This window comes from Cellulomonas sp. McL0617 (genome assembly GCF_049994875.1).
In the GTDB taxonomy this organism is placed as follows: domain Bacteria; phylum Actinomycetota; class Actinomycetes; order Actinomycetales; family Cellulomonadaceae; genus Cellulomonas.
The window spans coordinates 1797907-1816773 of the sequence record NZ_CP188256.1 but is presented as its reverse complement, the minus strand read 5'-3'; the positions used below and the strand labels follow the sequence as shown (position 1 = coordinate 1816773).

At 71.2% G+C, this 18867-nt stretch carries 17 protein-coding genes; 10 read left to right on the top strand and 7 right to left on the bottom strand.

Features of this window, described 5'->3' with window-relative positions:
* Positions 1–66 precede the first annotated feature (66 nt).
* Entirely contained in the window at positions 67–1137 is a 1071-nt protein-coding gene (locus ACPPVS_RS08215) for a DNA polymerase IV (protein WP_426595558.1), read from the top strand.
* A gap of 5 nt (positions 1138–1142) precedes the next feature.
* On the opposite strand, the gene ACPPVS_RS08210 is transcribed toward ACPPVS_RS08215, so the two are convergent.
* The 5 genes from ACPPVS_RS08210 to ACPPVS_RS08190 all read right to left on the bottom strand — a co-directional run bounded on the left by ACPPVS_RS08210 (position 1143) and on the right by ACPPVS_RS08190 (position 6169).
* A complete protein-coding gene (locus tag ACPPVS_RS08210; RefSeq protein WP_426595557.1) occupies positions 1143–1904 on the bottom strand; it encodes a deoxyribonuclease IV in 762 nt (253 codons plus the stop codon).
* A gap of 30 nt (positions 1905–1934) precedes the next feature.
* Complete coding sequence (locus ACPPVS_RS08205) at positions 1935–4712, bottom strand: cation-translocating P-type ATPase (RefSeq protein ID WP_426595556.1); 2778 nt, start codon at positions 4710–4712, stop codon at positions 1935–1937.
* An 89-nt stretch (positions 4713–4801) separates the two neighbouring features.
* On the bottom strand, positions 4802–5194 hold the full coding sequence (locus tag ACPPVS_RS08200; protein ID WP_426595555.1) for a DUF7144 family membrane protein: 393 nt from the start codon (positions 5192–5194) through the stop codon (positions 4802–4804).
* A gap of 110 nt (positions 5195–5304) precedes the next feature.
* Complete coding sequence (locus ACPPVS_RS08195) at positions 5305–5748, bottom strand: hypothetical protein (RefSeq protein WP_426595554.1); 444 nt, start codon at positions 5746–5748, stop codon at positions 5305–5307.
* A gap of 61 nt (positions 5749–5809) precedes the next feature.
* The gene (locus tag ACPPVS_RS08190) at positions 5810–6169 is read right to left on the bottom strand and encodes a nuclear transport factor 2 family protein (protein WP_426595553.1); all 360 of its coding nucleotides are present in this window, start codon (positions 6167–6169) and stop codon (positions 5810–5812) included.
* A 76-nt stretch (positions 6170–6245) separates the two neighbouring features.
* On the opposite strand from ACPPVS_RS08190, the gene ACPPVS_RS08185 reads away from it, so the two are divergent.
* From ACPPVS_RS08185 to ACPPVS_RS08170, 4 genes are all read left to right on the top strand, one after another.
* Positions 6246–7199, top strand: coding sequence for an RNA polymerase subunit sigma-70 (locus ACPPVS_RS08185; protein WP_426595552.1), 954 nt, complete (start codon positions 6246–6248; stop codon positions 7197–7199).
* 182 nt (positions 7200–7381) lie between these two features.
* On the top strand, positions 7382–9172 hold the full coding sequence (locus ACPPVS_RS08180) for a bifunctional metallophosphatase/5'-nucleotidase (RefSeq protein ID WP_426595551.1): 1791 nt from the start codon (positions 7382–7384) through the stop codon (positions 9170–9172).
* Positions 9173–9244: 72 nt separating this feature from the next.
* A complete protein-coding gene (locus ACPPVS_RS08175) occupies positions 9245–10087 on the top strand; it encodes an SDR family oxidoreductase (RefSeq protein ID WP_426595550.1) in 843 nt (280 codons plus the stop codon).
* Positions 10088–10235: 148 nt separating this feature from the next.
* Complete coding sequence (locus ACPPVS_RS08170) at positions 10236–12449, top strand: hypothetical protein (protein ID WP_426595549.1); 2214 nt, start codon at positions 10236–10238, stop codon at positions 12447–12449.
* Between the two features lie 53 nt (positions 12450–12502).
* Here ACPPVS_RS08170 and ACPPVS_RS08165 read toward each other — a convergent pair whose 3' ends face one another.
* A complete protein-coding gene (locus ACPPVS_RS08165; protein WP_426595548.1) occupies positions 12503–13051 on the bottom strand; it encodes a DUF1269 domain-containing protein in 549 nt (182 codons plus the stop codon).
* Positions 13052–13230: 179 nt separating this feature from the next.
* The gene (locus ACPPVS_RS08160) at positions 13231–13809 is read right to left on the bottom strand and encodes a DinB family protein (RefSeq protein WP_426595547.1); all 579 of its coding nucleotides are present in this window, start codon (positions 13807–13809) and stop codon (positions 13231–13233) included.
* An 87-nt stretch (positions 13810–13896) separates the two neighbouring features.
* Here ACPPVS_RS08160 and ACPPVS_RS08155 point away from each other — a divergent pair, with 87 nt between their 5' ends.
* From ACPPVS_RS08155 to ACPPVS_RS08135, 5 genes are all read left to right on the top strand, one after another.
* Entirely contained in the window at positions 13897–14220 is a 324-nt protein-coding gene (locus ACPPVS_RS08155) for an ArsR/SmtB family transcription factor (RefSeq protein ID WP_426595546.1), read from the top strand.
* Positions 14217–14645 carry an SRPBCC family protein gene (locus tag ACPPVS_RS08150; protein ID WP_426595545.1) on the top strand — a complete coding sequence of 143 codons (429 nt, stop codon included), beginning with the start codon at positions 14217–14219 and terminating at the stop codon, positions 14643–14645. Before ACPPVS_RS08155 ends, ACPPVS_RS08150 begins: the two co-directional genes overlap by 4 nt.
* The gene (locus tag ACPPVS_RS08145) at positions 14642–15418 is read left to right on the top strand and encodes an alpha/beta fold hydrolase (protein ID WP_426595544.1); all 777 of its coding nucleotides are present in this window, start codon (positions 14642–14644) and stop codon (positions 15416–15418) included. The genes ACPPVS_RS08150 and ACPPVS_RS08145 overlap by 4 nt, the downstream gene beginning before the upstream one ends.
* A 69-nt stretch (positions 15419–15487) precedes the next feature.
* Entirely contained in the window at positions 15488–16126 is a 639-nt protein-coding gene (locus ACPPVS_RS08140; RefSeq protein ID WP_426595543.1) for a hypothetical protein, read from the top strand.
* Position 16127: 1 nt separating this feature from the next.
* A complete protein-coding gene (locus ACPPVS_RS08135; protein WP_426595541.1) occupies positions 16128–18863 on the top strand; it encodes an MGH1-like glycoside hydrolase domain-containing protein in 2736 nt (911 codons plus the stop codon).
* Positions 18864–18867: the final 4 nt, after the last annotated feature.

The window sequence follows — 18867 nt, the reverse complement described above, 5'->3', positions numbered from 1 at the left end:
GGCAGTTCGCAGTGTCGTCGCACGTCCGAGGGGGTGTCAACGATGCCGGACCGGCAGACTCGGTGCATGAACGTCCCCGCGCCGTGGGTGCTGCACGTCGACCTCGACCAGTTCGTCGCGGCGGTCGAGGTCCTGCGCAACCCGGAGCTGGCCGGCAGGCCGGTGGTCGTCGGCGGGCGCGGCGACCCGACCGAGCGCGGTGTCGTGTCGACCGCGTCGTACGAGGCGCGCGCGTTCGGGGTGCACTCCGGACTCCCGCTACGGGTGGCGGCGCGCAAGCTGCCCGACGCGGTGTTCCTGCCGGTCGACGCCCCGGCGTACGAGGCCGCCTCGGACGAGGTCATGGCGGCGCTGCGGACGCTCGGGGCCGTCGTCGAGGTGCTCGGCTGGGACGAGGCGTTCCTCGGCGTGGTCACCGACGACCCGGAGGCCCTGGCGGCACGCGCGCAGGACGTGGTGCTGGCCGAGACCCGGCTGCACTGCTCGGTGGGCATCGGCGACAACAAGGTGCGGGCCAAGATCGCGACGGAGTTCGGCAAGCCCGCAGGCGTGTTCCGGCTGACCGCGGAGAACTGGTTCGAGGTCATGGGCCACCGGCCGACCAGGGACCTGTGGGGCGTCGGGTCGAAGGTGTCGGGCCGCCTGACCGCGCTCGGCATCACGACCGTCCGGGAGCTGGCCGACGCGGACGCCGAGGCGCTGGTGGAGCAGTTCGGGCCGAGGATGGGCCTGTGGTACCACGGGCTCGGGCAGGGACTCGGGCCGACGACGGTCGACGACACCCCGTGGGTCCCACGCGGGCACAGCCGCGAGACCACCTACCAGCAGAACCTGACGACGCCCGAGCAGGTGCGTGACGCCGTCGAGGTCCTGGCGCGCGACGTCGTGCTGGACACGGCGCAGGACGGACGCCTGGTCGTCCGGGTCGCGCTCAAGGTGCGGTACGCCCCGTTCGTCACCAAGACGCTGAGCCGCAAGCTGCCCGCCCCGACGCGCGACGCCGACGTCGTCGTCGGGGCGGCCCGCGCTCTCGCGGCGACACTGGAGGACCGCGAGGTCCGGCTGCTCGGCGTCCGGGCCGAGATGGAGATGCCGCCGGACCCGACCGAGCGCACCCCGGTGCGCGGCCGGATCTGAGCCGTTCAGCCGGCGAGCGCGGCGCGCAGGAACGCGATGTCGGCGGCCTGCCCCTCGGGCGGCGTCTCGACGATCGCGTCGCACCCGGCCTCCCGGACCACGTGCGCGACGAGCTCGGGCGGGATCGTGCCGGTCGCGTAGCCGGCGTGCCGGTCCCGCTGGGAGCCGGCGTCGTCGCGGGAGCTGTTCGCATGCACGAGGTCGATGCGTCCCGTGATGGCGCGGACCCGGTCGACGATCGTCTCGAGGTCCTCGCCCGCCGCCCACGCGTGGCACGTGTCCAGGCACAGGCCGACGTCGTACTGCCCGATCGCGTCCCACAGCAGCGCTATCCGGTCGAGCGTGCGCGCGCAGGCGTTCTCGCCGCCGGCGGTGTTCTCCACCAGGACCCGCACCGGGAACGTCGCGCGCTCGAACGTCTTGCGCCAGTTGTCGATGCCGGTCGCGATGTCGTCGCCGTCCCCCACGTGGCCGCCGTGCACGACCAGCCCGCGCGCGCCCAGGTCGGCCGCGGCCGACGCGTGCTGCGCGATCATGTTCCGGCTCGGGATGCGGATCCGGTTGTTGGTCGACGCGACGTTCACCAGGTACGGCGCGTGTGCGTAGATGCCGAGCCCCGAAGCCACCAGCGCGTCGGCGTCGGCGCGGGGCACCGGCTTCTTCCAGCCCTGCGGGTCGGCGAGGAACAGCTGGACGCACTGCGCGCCGAGCTCGGCGGCGGTCGCCACCGGGTCGTCGCCGTGCGTGTGCGCGCCGATCAGGACCACGTCGTTCTCCCTCCGCCCGGCTGGACCGCCCTAGACCCGCGCACGCGCCGGGGCGACGGCGTCCTGCGTCTCCAGGACCGGCGTGGTCGAGGCGTGCCGCCGCATGAACACCTTGTCGAGCTCGGCGACGATCGGGAGCAGCAGCGCCAGGCCCAGGCAGATGAGCCACTGGTTGCCGGTCAGCGCCTGGGTGGTGAGCCAGCCCTGCAGGAAGTTCAGCTGGGTGGCCAGGACGATGAGGGCGATCGGACCCGAGAGCACCTTGACCGCCGTGAGCAGGGGCGCGGCCAGCCCGGATTCCGGCTCGCGCCGCAGCACGAGTCCCGAGAGCACCGACCCGAGCCCCATGACGACGAAGGCCATGGTCATCGACGCCGTCGGGTGGTCGGGGTTCGGGGTGTCCGGTCCCAGCACCAGGGGAATGCCCGAGGAGATGCACAGGACCGCGCCGTAGAGGATCCAGCGACCCACCGCACGCCGGTTGCTGATGCCCAGCTTCGGGTCACGGGGCACCCGGTCCATGATCCCGGGCCCGACCGGGTCGAGCATGATCGCGATCACCGGGAACACGCAGACGAAGAAGTTGAGGAACAGCACCATCATCGGGGTCATCGCGACGCCGTCGGCGATGTTGAAGATGCTGGCCGCCAGGAACAGCAGCACGAGCCCGATCAGCTGGCTCATCTGGAACCGGATGTACGCGGTGATCTTCTGGTAGATGCTGCGGCCCAGCTCGACGGCGTGCACCAGGGTGCTGAAGTTGTCGTCGGTGAGCACCAGGCGCGCGGCCTGCTTCGTCACCTCGCTGCCCGACCCCATCGCGACGCCGATGTCCGCCTGCTTGATCGCAGCCGCGTCGTTCACGGCGTCGCCGGTCATGGCGACCACCAGGCCCTCGCGCTGCATGAGCTGGACCAGGCGGAGCTTGTCCTCCGGGGTGACGCGTCCGAACACGTGCAGGTTGGGCAGCTGCGCGAGCAGCTCCTCGTCGGTGAGCTTCGCCAGCTCGGGGCCGCTGATCGCGCCGGGGCCGAGTCCGAGCTGCGCACCGATCGCGCTCGCCGTGACCGCGTGGTCGCCGGTGATCATGCGGACCTCGATGCCGGCCTTCAGCGCGATCTCGACGGCCACCTTGGCCGTCGGGCGCAGCGGGTCGACGATGCCGACGAGGCCGACGAACACGAGCTCCTCGACGTAGGACATCGGGTCGGCCACGATCAGCGGCTCGTCCTTGGCCGTCAGGAATCGCGCCGCGAACGCGAGGGTCCGCAGGCCCTGCCGCGACAGCCGGTCCTGCTCGGCCTCGATCTCGGCGCGCATCGTCTCCAGGTCGACGAACTCCCCCGGGCCGGCCAGCGCCTTCGTGCAGCGCTGCAGGACGACGTCGGGGCCGCCCTTGACCACCTCGACGAGGGTGCGGTCGCCACGCCAGGGCACCCACTGCGTCGTCGCCATGAACTTGTACGCCGAGTCGAAGGGCACCTCTGCCACGCGCGGGTAGGACCGACGGCTCTCCTCGGCGTCGACCCCGATCTTCGCAGCCAGCACGACGAGCGCCGCCTCGGTGGGGTCGCCGATGATGTCGCCCGAGTCCGACACGGTGGCGTCGCTGGCCAGGCACAGCCCGAACGCCAGCGGGGTCAGGTCAGGGACCTCGTCGCCGGCCGCGTGCAGGATCGAGCCCGTCTTGCCGTACCCGGTCCCCTCGACCGTGAAATGCCGGCCCACCGTGAACAGCGCGGTCACCGTCATCTCGTTGAGGGTCAGGGTCCCGGTCTTGTCGGAGTTGATCGAGCTCGTCGCGCCGAGCGTCTCCACGTCGTTCAGGTTCGCGACGACCGCCTTGGCGTCGGCGAGCTGCCGTGCGCCGTACGCGAGCATCGCCTGCACGAAGGTCGGCAGGCCGGTGGGGATCGCCGAGATCGCGACGGCCGTGGCGAGGAAGAGCAGGTCGCTCGCGGACTGGCCGCGCAGGATCCCGATGAGCACGATGACCGCGACGGCGCTCCACGCGATCGCGCCGAGCACCTTGGTCAGCCGGTCGAGCTCGCGCTGCAGGGGCGACTTCGTCTTCTCCACCGAGGAGAGCAACGTTGCGATGTTCCCGATCTGCGTGGTCATGCCGGTCGCGGTGACGAGCATCGTTCCCGTGCCGCGGGTGACCGACGTGTTCTGGAACGCCATGTTGGCGCGGTCGCCCAACGGGACCGCGTCGTCGGCCAGGACCAGGACGTCCTTGCCGATCGGCGCGCTCTCCCCCGTGAGGGCCGCCTCCTGCGTCTCCATCGTGGCGGTGCGGACGAGTCGTCCGTCGGCCGGCACGATGTCGCCGGCCTCCAGCTCGACGACGTCCCCCGGCACCAGCTGGCTGGCGGGGATCTGCACGAGCGTGCCGTCGCGCCGGACCCGCGACTGCGGCTCCTGCATCGTGGCGAGGGCGTCGACGCTCTTGCGCGCGAGCATCTCCTGCCGGGCACCGATGAGCACGTTGAGCACGACCAGGAATCCCACGATGAGCGCGGTCGACACCTGACCGATCGCCAGGCTGACCAGGGCGACGGCGACGAGCATGATGTTCATGGGGTCGCGCACCTGCTCGAGCACCACCGACCACAGGGACGGCGGCGCCTGCGCGGTCAGCTTGTTGGGGCCGTAGCGAGCCTGCCGCGCCGACACCTCGGCCGCGGTGAGCCCCGTCTCGAGGTTGCTGCTCAGCTCGGCAGCAGTCTGATCCGGCGTGCGTGCCCACCACCTGGTCGGCTCGCTCTGCGGCGCCGCGATCTCCGGAGACGCTGAGGTCGATGTCACGAGGACTCCCATCGATGTCGAGTCGGGTTCGACTCCCTCGCCACGCTAGCGCGACGACGTGGACGTTCGGTGTACGGCGATCGGTCCGCTCAGCTGGTGACGTCGCGGCCGCGAACGGTCAGCGCCCAGATCACGAAGATGTTGAGCGCGATCACGGTGACGGCCCAGACGGGGTAGTACGGCAGCCACGCGAAGTTGGCGACGGCGCTGACCGTGGCGACGATCACGCCGACCGTCCGGGCCCACACCTGACCGACGAGGACGAACACACCCGCGATCCCGATGACGATCCCCAGGATCAGGTGGATCCAGCCCCACGTCGTCACGTCGAACTCGAAGAGCCACTTCTGACCGACCACGTAGAACGTGTCGTTGACCAGCGCCACGAGTCCCTGCACCGCCTGGAAGAACCCGATGACGATCATCATCGTCGCCGCGAACACCGTCATCCCGACAGCCAGTCCACCGTGCTTCTCGGTCATCGTGGGTCCCCTCGTAGGTCCGTCGTCACTGGTCGACCGGGGCAAGTACCCCGAATCGGATCATGGCCGAACTTGCAGGTCAACGCCAGAGCGACACCCCGTCCGAGGGGTCAGCGCGTGCTGAGCACGAGGAGGAACTGGCCGCCCCCGGGTTCGACGCTCGCCGCGACCCGCAGGTCGGGCGCGAACCGGGAGAGACGGTCCTCGAGCCAGGCCGCGGCCTGGTCGCCGTCGGCTCGGGTCGGGCACCGGCCGACGACCTCGCGCCCACCCTTGCGGGTCAGGCGCTCGACGGTCGCCACGATCGGCGCGGGTTCCACGACGAACAACGCCGAGGACCAGGGCACGACCGGCTTCACGGCTCCCTTGCGGGTGTTGCACGCCCGGTGGGCGAGGCGCTCGGACCCAGGAACCGGCTTCTTGCCCTTCGGCGTCGCTCCCCCGTCGATGCTCGGGCCGCGGTCGGCGTTCACGGATGCGTCGGGGTCGACGGGCTCGTCGCAGAGCCAGCATCGCCAGCCGTCGCGCCGTCCGACCTCGTCCAGGGTGCTCATGGCCGGAGGCTACGCGATGCCGGCGCGAGCGCCCGCACGGGGCGCGGGCCGCCTGACCGCGTCATCCCGCGGCGGCGCGCGCCTGCTCGAACGGCAGGCGGTCGAAGACCATCTGCAGCTCCGTGATCAGTCCGTCGACGACCGTGTGCCGCTCAGCGGCCGGCGCGGACGCGACGAGCGCCGTCGACGTGTCGTAGTACAGGAGTGCGGTGTCGTCGTCGCCGAACGCGGACAGCAGCGCCGACGAGAGGAGCATCCGCGCGAACGGCTCCATGAACGCGCGGAGCTGGTCCGGGCCGTGCAGACGCCCCGCCGGCGCGACGACCACGACGTCCGGGCTCACGTGCGCCATGGCGGCGTCCAGGTCGCCGCCCGACCAGGCGGCGAAGTAGGCGACCGAGGTGTCGAGTGCCTTGCTCATGGTGACCTCCGTGTGGTGAGCCGACACAGGTGTAGACACCGCGCGAGCATCAGGAGGAACGCGGATACTGCCGCCCATGGCACATGCGCCGGACCTCAGACCGGGCCTGGGCCCGGTCGACGGCCCGGACCCTGACTTCGGCACGCTCGTCGGGCCCCACCTGCGTGAGCTGCGCATGCACTGCTACCGGATGCTGGGGTCCGCCACCGACGCCGAGGACGTCCTGCAGGACGTGCTCCTGGCGGCCTGGCGCGCGCTGCCGCAGTTCGAGGGGCGCTCGTCGCTACGGACGTGGCTGTACCGGATCGCCACCCGAGCCTGCTTGAACACCCTGCGCGCCGGGCGGCGTCGGCCCGCGGTACCGGTCGCACCCTTCGACGTGCCAGAGCCGACCCGACGCGCAGGGATCACCTGGCTCCAGCCGTGCCCCACGGACTGGCTCGAGACAGACCCGACGAGCCGCCGCGACGCCCATGACGACGTCTCGCTGGCGTTCGTGGCCGCGCTGCAGCTTCTCCCGCCCCGCCAGCTGGCCAGCGTCGTGCTCTGCGACGTGCTCGACTTCTCGCCCGACGAGGTCGCAGGGATCCTGGGCGCCACACCGCTCGCCGTCAAGGGACTCCTCCAGCGCGGACGCGCCCGGCTGCGCGCACCAACGTCCACGCCCGACGGTGCGGCGCCGGAGCTCGTGGCGCAGTTCGCGGACGCGTTCGTCGCCCGCGACGTCGGCGCTGTTGTCCGGCTGCTGACCGAGCACGCGGCGTGGTCCATGCCGCCGGCACCGCACGAGTACCGCGGTGCAGCCGACATCACCGCCTTCCTGACGGCGAGCTGGGCCTGGCACGGCAATTCCGAGCTCAGCGTCGTGCCGACGAGCGCGAACGGTCAGCCGGCATTCGGTTGCTACCTGCACGGAGTGTGGGGTGGCCTGCTCGTCCTGACCCCGGACGGCGATCGCATCGGGGCCGTGACGCGCTTCCTCGACGACGACCTCTGGCGGCCGTTCGGCCTGCCGCGGATCCACGCCTGACGAAGCGACGACTGGACGAACCCCTGCCGAACACTTCGGTCACCCGATCGCCTCGAGATGTCGGCCCCACCCGATCGGGTTAGGTTGCCCGGCGTACCGCAACCCGGTGCACAGCCGACACACAGGAGGACTGCGACATGGGTTTCAGCGTCTCGCACCGCGCAGGTGCCAGAGCAGGAGCGGTGGCAGCAGCCGTCGCCCTGACCGTCGCCCTCGCATCACCGGCCACGGCCGGTGAGGGGCACGGGCACAGTTCCGACGACTACCACCTCACCGTCATGGGCACGACCGACCTGCACGGCAGCGCCCTGAACTGGGACTACTTCAAGAACGCTGAGTACGACGACAGCGCCCACAACGACGTGGGCCTGGCCAAGGTCTCGACGCTCGTGAACCAGGTGCGCGCCGACAAGGGCCGCCGCAACACACTCCTGATCGACGCCGGGGACACCATCCAGGGCACGTCGCTCGCGTACTACTACGCCAAGGTCGAGCCGATCTCCAAGACCGTCGAGCACCCGATGGCCGCCGCCATGAACGCCATCGGGTACGACGCGGCGGCCGTCGGCAACCACGAGTTCAACTACGGCATCCCCTACCTGCGCACGTTCGAGCGCCAGCTGGACTTCCCGTTGCTGGCCGCCAACGCGCTGGACGACGGGACGGGCCGGCCGGCGTTCGCGCCCTACGTCATCAAGACCGTCAAACCCGCGCACGGCAAGCCGGTCCGCGTCGGGATCCTCGGGCTCACCAACCCCGGGATCGCGATCTGGGACAAGGCCAACGTCGAGGGCAAGATGCACTTCGACGGGCTGGTCGAGCAGGCCGCTCGCTACGTGCCCGAGATGAAGCGCAAGGGTGCCGACGTGGTCGTCGTCGCCGCCCACTCGGGGGCGGACACGTCCTCGTCGTACGGTGACGCGCTGCCGTTCCCGGAGAACGCGGCGACGCTGGTGGCCCAGCAGGTGCCGGGCATCGACGCCATCCTGGTCGGGCACGCCCACCAGGAGATCGCCCAGCGCGTGGTGACCAACACCGCGACCGGGAAGCCCGTCGTGCTCTCCGAACCCCTGAAGTGGGGCGAGCGGCTGTCCGTGTTCGACATCGACCTGTCGTTCGCGCGGGGCCACTGGGCGGTGCAGTCGGTGGGTGCCCAGGTGCTCAACTCGAACACGGTGCCCGAGGACCCGAAGATCGTGACGATGCTGGCGGCGGACCAGCAGAAGGTGGTCACCTACGTCAACGGCGTCATCGGGACGGCCACCGAGGCCATGTCGGCCGCGACGGCGCGCTACGAGGACACCGCAGCCCTCGACTTCATCAACCACGTGCAGGCGGGAGCGGTGAAGGCCGAGCTGACCGGGGCCGACGCCGACCTGCCCGTCCTGTCCATCGCTGCCCCGTTCAACAAGGACGCGGCCATCCCGGCGGCCACCGTCTCGGTGCGGGACGTGGCGGGGCTGTACATCTACGACAACACCCTCCTGGGCATCAAGCTCACGGGCGCGCAGGTCAAGGCGTACCTGGAGAAGTCGGCGGAGTACTTCAAGCCCGCACCCACCCCGGGCACGTACGCGTCGGCGGACCTCACCAACGCGGTGACGCCGACGGCGCCGACCGGCACGCCGGACTACAACTACGACGTCATGGGTGGTCTGGACCAGCCGCTCACGTACGACATCGACCTCGCGCAGCCCGTCGGCAGCCGCATCACGGGTCTCGCCTACGGCGGGTTCCCCGTCACCGACGCCCAGGAGTTCGTCGTCGCGATCAACAACTACCGGCAGTCCGGGGGCGGCAACTTCCCCGGCGTGGTCGGCGCGCCCGTCGTCTACAACCGGCAGGTCGAGATCCGACAGCTGCTGATCGACTGGGTGACCCAGCACCAGGTGGTCGACCCGGCGGAGTTCTCCGCGACGAACCCCGACTGGCGGCTGACGTCCGGCGGCCAGCCGCTCACCATCACGCCCTGACACGGTTGACGGGCGTCGCACCCTTGGTCGGGAGCGACGCCCGTCGCTACTGTCGCCGAGGAGGCAGGGCACATGACACGAGCGATAGCGGTCACCGGCGCGACCGGTGCGGTAGGTCGCCTCGTCGCCGAGGAGCTCGCGGGCCACGGCATCCTCGCGCGGCTCGTCGTGCGCGACCCCGCCGGCGCCCGGCTGCCCGCCGTCGCGGCCGCCGGCGTCCGTCGCGCCGACTATGCCGATGCCGTCGCCGGTCGCGCCGCCCTCGCGGGGGTCGACGTGCTGTTCATGGTCTCCGCGACCGAGAGCGCGGACCGCCTGGACGTCCACCGAACGTTCGTCGACGCGGCCGCAGATGCGGGCGTACGGCACATCGTCTACACGTCGTTCCTGGGCGCTTCGCCCGATGCCACGTTCACGCTCGCCCGGGACCACTGGGCGACCGAGGAGCACATCCGCGCGTCGGGCATGACGTTCACGTTCCTGCGTGACGGCTTCTATCTCGACTTCCTGCCCGACCTCGTCGGCCCGGACGGAGTCATCCGCGGTCCTGCCGGCACGGGACGCGTGGCCGCGGTGGCCCGGGCCGACGTCGCGCGCTCGGCCGTGGCCGTGCTCCGCTCGCCCGACGAGCACCGCGGTGCGGCCTACGACCTGACCGGCCCGGACGCTCTCTCCCTCACGGAGGTGGCGGCGATCCTGACCGAGGCGACGGGCACGGACGTGCGGTTCCACGACGAGACGATCGAGGAGGCGTACGCGTCCCGCGCGTCCTACGGTGCTCCGCGCTGGCAGGTCGACTCCTGGGTCAGCACGTACACGGCCATCGCGGCCGGCGAGCTCGCACGCACCAGCGACGCCGTCCGGACCCTGACCGGCCGTCGGCCCACGAGCCTTCGGGAGCTCCTCGCGGGGTGATCCCCGGGTCCGGCATTTCACCCACGCGCCACCGACCCTCCTCGTCGATCCCGCACCCCTCTCGAGTAACGGCACGACGCGTGGCGCCCTGCCTCGCGCCCCGCCGGGCTGCGGGCAGCCGCCCGCGGCATCTCGAGAGGGGAAGCCCATGGCTGACGACATCGAGCCGGCCCGGTTGCAGTTCCGCCGGCTCATCACCGCGAACCCGAACCACTTCGGGACGCTGACAGACAAGGCGCTCGCCGAGCTGCTCCCGGTGATCGAGCCGAAGCAGTCCGACACCGCCTACGAGGAGATCGGTTGCGTCTCCTACAGCCCCGAACGTGATCGGCTTGAGGCCACGATCGTCATCAAGCGGGCCTACGGCTACTCCGGCGGCCCGTGCACGCACGGCTCCGTCGAGTGGGTCCGCTTCTTCGTCGACTTCGGGTCGGGCTGGGTGGACGCCGGGTCGGCCGCCGCACGCGTCTTCGACGTGCCGCTGGGCACGGACTGCACCGGCGGCCCGGACCACCCGTACATCGCCGTCGCGGGGGTCGACCTGACCCCGGTCCGCAAGTTCTGCACCACCCCGGTGCTGCCGCGCGTCCGGGCGATCCTGTCCTGGGAGCACGAACCGACAGCCGGGGACCCCGCGTTCCCGCCCGTCTGGGGCGAGGTCCAGGAGGACACCGTCCAGATCCGGCCGCGCATCCGGTTCACCCTGCACGACGTGGTCGACACGCTCGGCCCGGCCCTGCAGATCGACCCCAAGGCGCTGGATGCCCTGATCGAGCAGGAGCTCGTCCCGATCCCCGTCCCGGAGCCCGACCCGGTCGGACCCGTGGCGCTCAACCCGCAGCCGCTGCCGCCCGTGGGACCCGACCCGGTCCCCCTGTCCGTCCACCAGCTGACCCGGATCTACTCCCCCGACAAGCTCAAGGTGCTCGCCGAACGGGCCATCGACAAGCGCATCGCCCGGCTGGCCCTCGAGCCTGTGCCACCGCACCGGTTCGCGGCCGCCGAGTCGTCGTCGGCGGTCGCCAGTGCGATGTCGTCGACGACCCTGGCGACGACGTCCCTGGCCTACACAAAGCTCGACCTGGACTGGGGCAGCATCGTCGCCACCCTGGGCGACGGGTCGGGCGACACCACCTACGAGCAGCTCGAGTGCCTGGGTCTCGACGACGCCGCGCGCAACCTCGTCGCCACGTACCGCGTCAAGCGGCCCACCGGGTTCTCCGGCCCGCCCTGCTCGGCGGGGTCCACGGAGTACGTGGCCTTCTGGGCCGACTTCGACGACGACTGCCGCTACACCTATCTCGGCACCGTGATGGTCGGGGCGCACGACTACATCACGATGCCCGGGGGCGGGCTGTCATACGCGGCGGTGCTGCCGCTCGACCTCGACGCCTACCGGCGCCTCTGCACCGAACCCGGCCTCCACAAGGTGCGGGCCGTCCTCTCGTGGAACACGCCGCCGTCGACCACCGACCCCGACGCCGTCCCGCACTGGGGCAACCAGCTCAGCACCACCGTCCACGTCCTGCCCGGCCGGGGCTACGACGGGACCGCGCGGCTGACCATCGTCGGTGGCGTGGCCACCTCCGAGATCAACGCCGTCACCGGGGTCACCACGCCGGTCGCGCACATCGCCTACAACGGCGCGCTGCTCGACGCTCGTGGCTGCCCGTTCGCCGGCCTGGTCACGGTGCACGGTCCGACGGACCCGGCGCTCGCCGGGACCAAGTACCGACTCATGGTGCACGACGTGACCACCGGCGGGACACCGACCCCCGTCACCGACCCGTTCTTCGTCGTCAGCTCCGCTGCCATCGGCAGCTGGGTGACGCCCGGCGCGGGCGGCTGGACCGACTGGCCCACCTGGTACGCCAACACGCTCGGCACCCTGGGGTACATGCGCTCCTCGGGCGACGACGTGTGGCAGGTCGAGCTCGAGCTGCAGGGCTCGGGGACCACCGTCGACTCCCAGGTGTTCCAGCTCGACAACACGCTGGCCACGGCCTCGGCCGACCCGGCCAACTCGGCGCACCTGGCGGTCGACCCCGGGCAGCTCTCGGCCCAGGGCTGCGGGAAGTTCACGCAGGGCATGACGATCCTGGGGACGTTCGACGCCCACGACACGTGGTTCGACTCGTGGGGCTTCAGCCTCCTGCCGACCCCGCTGCCGGTGGGCGCGCTGTCCACGTCCCTGTCGATCGCCACGTCGCAGGCCCCGGTCGGGTCGACGTGGGAGCTGGACACCGGTGGCCTGACGCCGTGCGGCTACGTCCTGCGGCTGACCACCTCGGACCGGGCGATCATCAACTCGGTCGGGACGGGTCGGAGCCTGCCCGTCGACATCGGGTTCTGCATCGAGTAGTCCCGGGCACGACGATGCCCCGGGCATGGCGCCCGGGGCATCGTCGGTCGGACTCAGGCCTCGGCATCCTTGGCCGCGGCCTTGATGTCGGCGGCGGCGACGTCGTCGATGGCACCCTCGACGATCCGGTCCGCCTTCTCGAGCGCCTTGCGGATCTTGACCTCGCCCGGGTCGGAGACGAGCGCCAGCAGGCCGGAGTGGCCGGGCAGGATCGCGTCCTCGAGCTCCTTGGCCAGCTCGCCCTTGTTGCGCAGCTCGCGGACCTTGCCGATCGCCGCGCCACCGGCACCCAGGACAGCGGCGCTGCCGAGGATGGACGGCGGGAAGACCAAGCCGAGCACGACGCCACCCACGACGCCCCACTTCAGGCCCGACTTGGTGCTGTGGTCGGTCGCCTTCTGGACCTCGAGCTTGCCGTCCTCGCCCCGCTTGACGACCACGACGCCCTCGATCTCGACCGTGCGGCCGTCCTCGAGCGACTCGAGCAGCTCGTAGGCCTCCCATGCGGCGTCCAGGCTGGCGAAGTCGGCGACGAGGAGCGTGTAGGCCCCATCGCTCACGGCCGCGACGACCTCGATGTCGTTTGCAGCGTCTTCAGACATGTGGTGCTCCTTGTGTGAGTGCACGTTCCGGGCAAATCCGACTGTAGTCCCTGGTCACGGCGCCGCGGACGACGGCGGACGACCTCGAGGTGACCACCGGGCGTACAGACGGGTGGAGTTACCCGCCTCCGCCACCCCGTCGCACGAGTGCGTTCGGGGCTCGTCATGAGTGTGCCGCCTCACTCGACGCCGCCGACGCGGCGCGCCGCCGCCTCGACACCCTCGACGTAGGCGGCCCAGTCGATGTCGGGGACGTTCGGGTCCTCAGGGCGGCTGCCGACGGATCCGTCGACCAGCTCACGCACGATGTCCGCGTGGCCGGCGTGGCGGGCGGTCTCGACGCTCATGTGCACGAGCATCCGGTGCAGGGTCACGCGGCGGTTCTGCTCGCTCCACCACGGCACGGTGCCGGTCGCGTCCAGCGACAGCGCCTCGATCGTCGCGTCGCTGTGCGCGGCGCAGAGGTGGTGCAGCTCGACGATCTGCTCGCGGCTCTCGTCGGCGGTCGCCCACATGTCCGCGTTGGCCGGTGCGCCCTGCGCGAACCAGGGCAGCTCCCCCGCGAACGGGCGGTCGAACACCTCGCCGAAGTAGCCCACCTCGACACTGGCGACGTGCTTCACCAGACCGAGCAGGTTGGTGCCCGTACGGGTCATCGGCCGGCGGATCGCATACTCGTCGAGCCCGTCGAGCTTGCTCAGCAGGCTCGCGCGCTCGGCCTTCAGGTAGCGGTGCAGGGTCGTCTTCTCGTCGTCCATCCCGTCACTATGTCGGGGTCCGATCCAGGACGCCCGTTCACAACCCGATCGTTGTACAACTGCTTGGTTGTGGCTAGGATCGGGCACATGACCGTGCTGCAGGACGACCTGACCCTGGTGTTCACCGCGCTCGCGGACCCCACCCGCCGCGCGATCCTCGAACGGCTCACGCACGGTGACGCGACGGTCCACCAGCTGGCCGAGCCCTTCGCCATCTCGCAGCAGGCCGTGTCCAAGCACCTGCTCGTGCTGGAGCGCGCGCGGCTCGTCTCGCGTTCGCGTGACGGGCAGTCCCGCCCCTGCACGCTGGATGCCGACCGCCTCGCGGCCGCCGTCGGCTGGATCGAGACCAACCGGCAGGTCTGGGCCGACCGGCACGACCGCCTCGCCGCCCACCTGGAGACACTGTGACCGAGCTGACCTTCCGCCGCATCCACCGCGCGACGCCCGAGCTGCTGTTCGACTGCATGACCACGCCTACGCACCTGACCCACTTCTGGGGTCCGACGGGCACCACGACGCCGGTCGAGAACATCACCGTCGACCTACGGCCCGGCGGCGCGTTCGAGACCACGATGGTCGGCTCGGACGGCGGGCGGTACACGATGCGTGCCGTGTACGTCGAGGTCGACCGACCCGACCGGCTCGTCTGGCGGGACGTCGACCACGACATGCTCACGACGCTCACGTTCGTGGACCTGCACGACGGACGCACCGAGGTGACCACCCACCAGGTCCGGGTGCCCGCCCAGATGGCGAGCCCGCAGGCACAGTCCGGGTTCCTGACCAGCCTCGACCGGTTCGACGCGTACATCAGCGACGGAGCACGACCATGAGCACGACCGTGACCTCCCCCGACGGCACCGCGATCGCCTGCACCCGCACCGGCGACGGTCCTGCCCTGATCCTGGTCGACGGTGCGATGTGCTACCGCGGCGCCGGCCCGATGGACGCGCTCGCGGAGCTGCTGCAGGGCGACTTCACCGTCTACACCTACGACCGCCGCGGCCGGGGCGAGAGCACGGACACGCTCCCGTACGCCGTCGAGCGCGAGATCGAGGACCTCGTCGCGCTGATCGATGCGGCAGGCGGTCACGCCCGCGTCTACGCGATGTCGTCGGGCAGCGCGCTCGCCCTCGCGACCGCCGCTGTGACACCCGGCATCGAGCGCCTGGCGCTCTACGAGCCGCCGTACATCGCCGAGGCGGGTCTGCAGGAGCGGGCCGACCAGTACTCGGCGGAGCTGGCATCGGCGACGACCCGCGCGGACGCGGTCGCCGCCTTCCTCTCGTATGTCGGCGTGCCCGAGCCGGCGGTCGCCGGCATGCGTGCGGGACCGGGATGGGACCGCCTCGAGGCGATCGCGCCGACCCTCGCCTACGACAACGCGCTGATGGCCGGCAGCAGGGTCCCGCGCGAGCTGACGGCGACGATCGCGGTGCCGGTCCTGGTGCTCACGGGCGGCGCCAGCCCGCCGTTCCTTGCGGCCGCCGGCCAGGCCGTCGCCGACGCGCTCCCGGACGGCACCCGCACGACGCTCGAGGGTCAGACGCACGACGTCGACGCCCCGGCCCTGGCGCCCGTGCTCCGGTCGTTCTTCCTGGGCTGAGCCGCCTCGTCCTGTCTTCATCTCCACCGGATGATGACGTGCCCGCTCACGCAGGCGAGTCTGCGGAGGGTGAGCCGTCGAACCGCTGGACCTCGCCCGTCGCTCCGCCGCGCCGTCCTCGCCCTGGCGGTCGTCCCGCTGCTGGCGTTGGCCGGATGCTCGTCGTCCGGCGAGCCGGCGGCGACGCCCACCCCGACCCCGACACCGACGCCGACCGGCCTGAGCGCCGCGGCGTGGGCCGACGACGTGTGCACCGCGCTCGGCGACCTGACCACGAACATCGGCGCGATCGGGGACGGCCTGAGCGTCCAGCTGGGCTCGGGCGACGCGCTGGACCAGCTCACCAAGCAGCTCGGCGCCAACGTCGCGACCGCCGGTGCGTCGCTGGACGACCTCACGTCCGCCATCGGCGACGCCCCGGACACCGACGAGGCCACCGCCCTGAAGGAGAGCCTGCAGGCGAGCGCCGGCGACGTGACGTCGGCGACGCGGGACGCCCGGGCCGCCGCACAGCAGGCCGCGGACGCCACGAACGTCGCCGGGTTCCTCGGTTCGGCCGGTACCGCACTCACCGCCACGTCGACCGCGCTGACGGCGGCCAAGGAGTACGCGACGACGCTGCTGTCCGCGGCGGCCGGCTCCGGCGGCGCCCTGAAGTCGGCGTTCGCCGACGCGGACAGCTGCACGGCCCTCAGCAAGGAGTCCTGACGTGGGTGCCGAGCGCGACCGGGTCGACACGTTCGGCCGCCTGGAGGACGGCCTCCTGCAAGCGGGCGACTGGTACCACTGGGGTCCTTACCTCAGTGAGCGGCAGTGGGGCACGGTCCGCGAGGACTACAGCGCCGACGGCGAGGCGTGGGACCACTTCCCGCACGAGCACGCCCGGTCGCGGACGTACCGGTGGGGCGAGGACGGCATGGCGGGGTTCAGCGACATCCAGCAACGGCTGTGCCTGTCGCTCGCGCTCTGGAACGGCGTCGACCCGATCCTCAAGGAACGGATGTTCGGCCTCACAGGGAACGAGGGCAACCACGGGGAGGACGTCAAGGAGTACTGGTGGTTCACCGACGCCCTGCCCAGCCATGCGCTCAACCGTTGGCGCTACCACTACCCGCAGGTCGCGTTCCCGTACGACGACCTGGTCGCCGAGAACGGTCGCCGCGACAAGCACCAGCCCGAGTACGAGCTGCTGGACACCGGCGCGTTCGACGAGGACCGGTTCTGGATCGTCGAGGTCGAGTACGCCAAGGACGCTCCCGACGACGTCCTCATGTCTGTGCGGGTCACCAACGCGGGCCCGGACCCCGCGGTGCTGCACGTCCTGCCGACCGTCTGGTTCCGCAACACCTGGTCGTGGGGCGACGACGAGCCCGTCCCCCAGCTACGGGCGGGCGCGGGCACCATCGACATCGACCACCCGGTGTTCGGTGACCTGGAGCTCGTCGTCGGCCCCGGCCCCGACGGCGTGGCGCCGCCCCTGCTGTTCTGCGACAACGAGACCAACGCGGCCAGGCTCTTCGGCGCCGAGGCGAGCCCCGCGTACCCGAAGGACGGGATCAACGACCACGTCCTGCACGGCGCACCGACGGTCAACCCGGCGGGCACGGGCACCAAGGCCTCGGCCTGGTACCAGGTCGAGGCGGCGTCCGGGCAGACGGTCGAGCTCCGCCTGCGGCTGCGCGCCCGCGGCGGACCACCCGACGCGGTCGGCCCGTCGTTCGACGCGGTGACCGCCTTGCGTGGCGCAGAGGCCGACGAGTTCTACGCCGAGCTGACCCCCGCGGGGAGCACGGCCGACGAGGCGCTCGTCATGCGGCAGGCGTTCGCGGGGATGCTCTGGTCCAAGCAGCTGTACAGCTACGACGTCGCGCGCTGGCTCGACGGCGACCCGGGCCAGCCGGTGCCTCCCGCGTCGCGCAAGACCGGCCGGAACAGCCGATGGCGCAGCTTCGACGCGTTCGACATCATGTCGATGCCCGACACCTGGGAGTATCCGTGGTTCGCGGCCTGGGACCTCGCGTTCCACTGCGTCGCCCTCGCCCACGTCGACCCCGCGTTCGCCAAGTACCAGCTCATCCTCATCTGCCGCGAGTGGTTCCAGCACCCCAGCGGGGCGCTGCCCGCGTACGAGTGGTCGTTCGACGACCTGAACCCGCCGGTCCAGGCGTGGGCCGCCCTCGAGGTGTTCGCGGTCGACGGCGCCACCGACCTCGACTTCCTGCGGCGGGTGTTCGACAAGCTGCTCGTCAACTTCACGTGGTGGGTCAACCGCGAGGACGCCGACGGCACCAACCTGTTCGAGGGCGGGTTCCTCGGGCTGGACAACATCGGCCCGATCGACCGCGACAGGCTGCCTGTCAAGGGCACGCTCGAGCAGTCCGACGCGACCGCCTGGATGGCCCTGTACTCCCTGCACATGGCGACCATGGCGTTCGTCCTGCACCGCAAGGGCAAGCAGCCCACGCAGGACCTGACCATCAAGTTCCTGGAGCACTACGCCCTCATCAAGAACGCCCTGGACGGGAAGGACCTGTGGGACGAGACCGACGGGTTCTTCTACGACCGGATCGAGCTGGACGACGGCGAGCGCATCCCGGTCAAGGTGCGGTCGATGGTCGGGGTGCTGCCCGTGCTCGCCGGTGTGGTGATCGACGAACCCCTGATCGCCGAGGTCGGCATCCTGGGCAAGGGCTTCGCGCGGCTGCTCGGCGACGCGCTCGACCCGGCGAACCTCGCGCCGGGTACCGGCTCCGTCCGCGGCGCACCGGGTGAGCGCCGCATGCTCGTCGGCGTCGTGGGTGTGGACCGCATCGAACGCCTCTTCGCGCGGCTCTTCGACGAGGGCGAGTTCCTCTCGCCCTACGGTCTGCGTGCGGTCTCGGCAGCCCACCGCGATCATCCGTACGTGCTCGAGATCGGGGAGCTCACCGCGAGCATCGACTACGAGCCCGCCGAGTCGACCACGGCGATGTTCGGCGGCAACTCCAACTGGCGCGGCCCGGTGTGGTTCCCGCTGAACTACCTGCTGGCCAGCTCGATCAAGGTCTACGGCACGTTCTTCGGGGACGACGTGCGGATCGAGTTCCCCACCGGCTCGGGGGTGCACAAGACGCTCACCGAGATCGCCGACGACCTGCGGACCCGACTGATCTCGCTCTTCACGCTCGACGACCACGGGCGCAGACCCTGCTACGGGTTCGTCCAGGAGTTCTGGCACAACCCGCACTGGCAGGGGCTCGTGCAGTTCAACGAGTACTTCCACGGCGACAACGGTGCGGGCCTGGGTGCCACCCACCAGACCGGCTGGACCGGCGTCGTCGCGGACCTGATCCGGCGTCGGCCGGGGTCCGGGGTCGCCTCGCTGAGCGACCTCCTGCACATCACCGTCGCCGCGCCGGCCGACCAGCAGGCGGAACCCACTTCCGCGGGGCCCCCGACGTCGTGAGGAT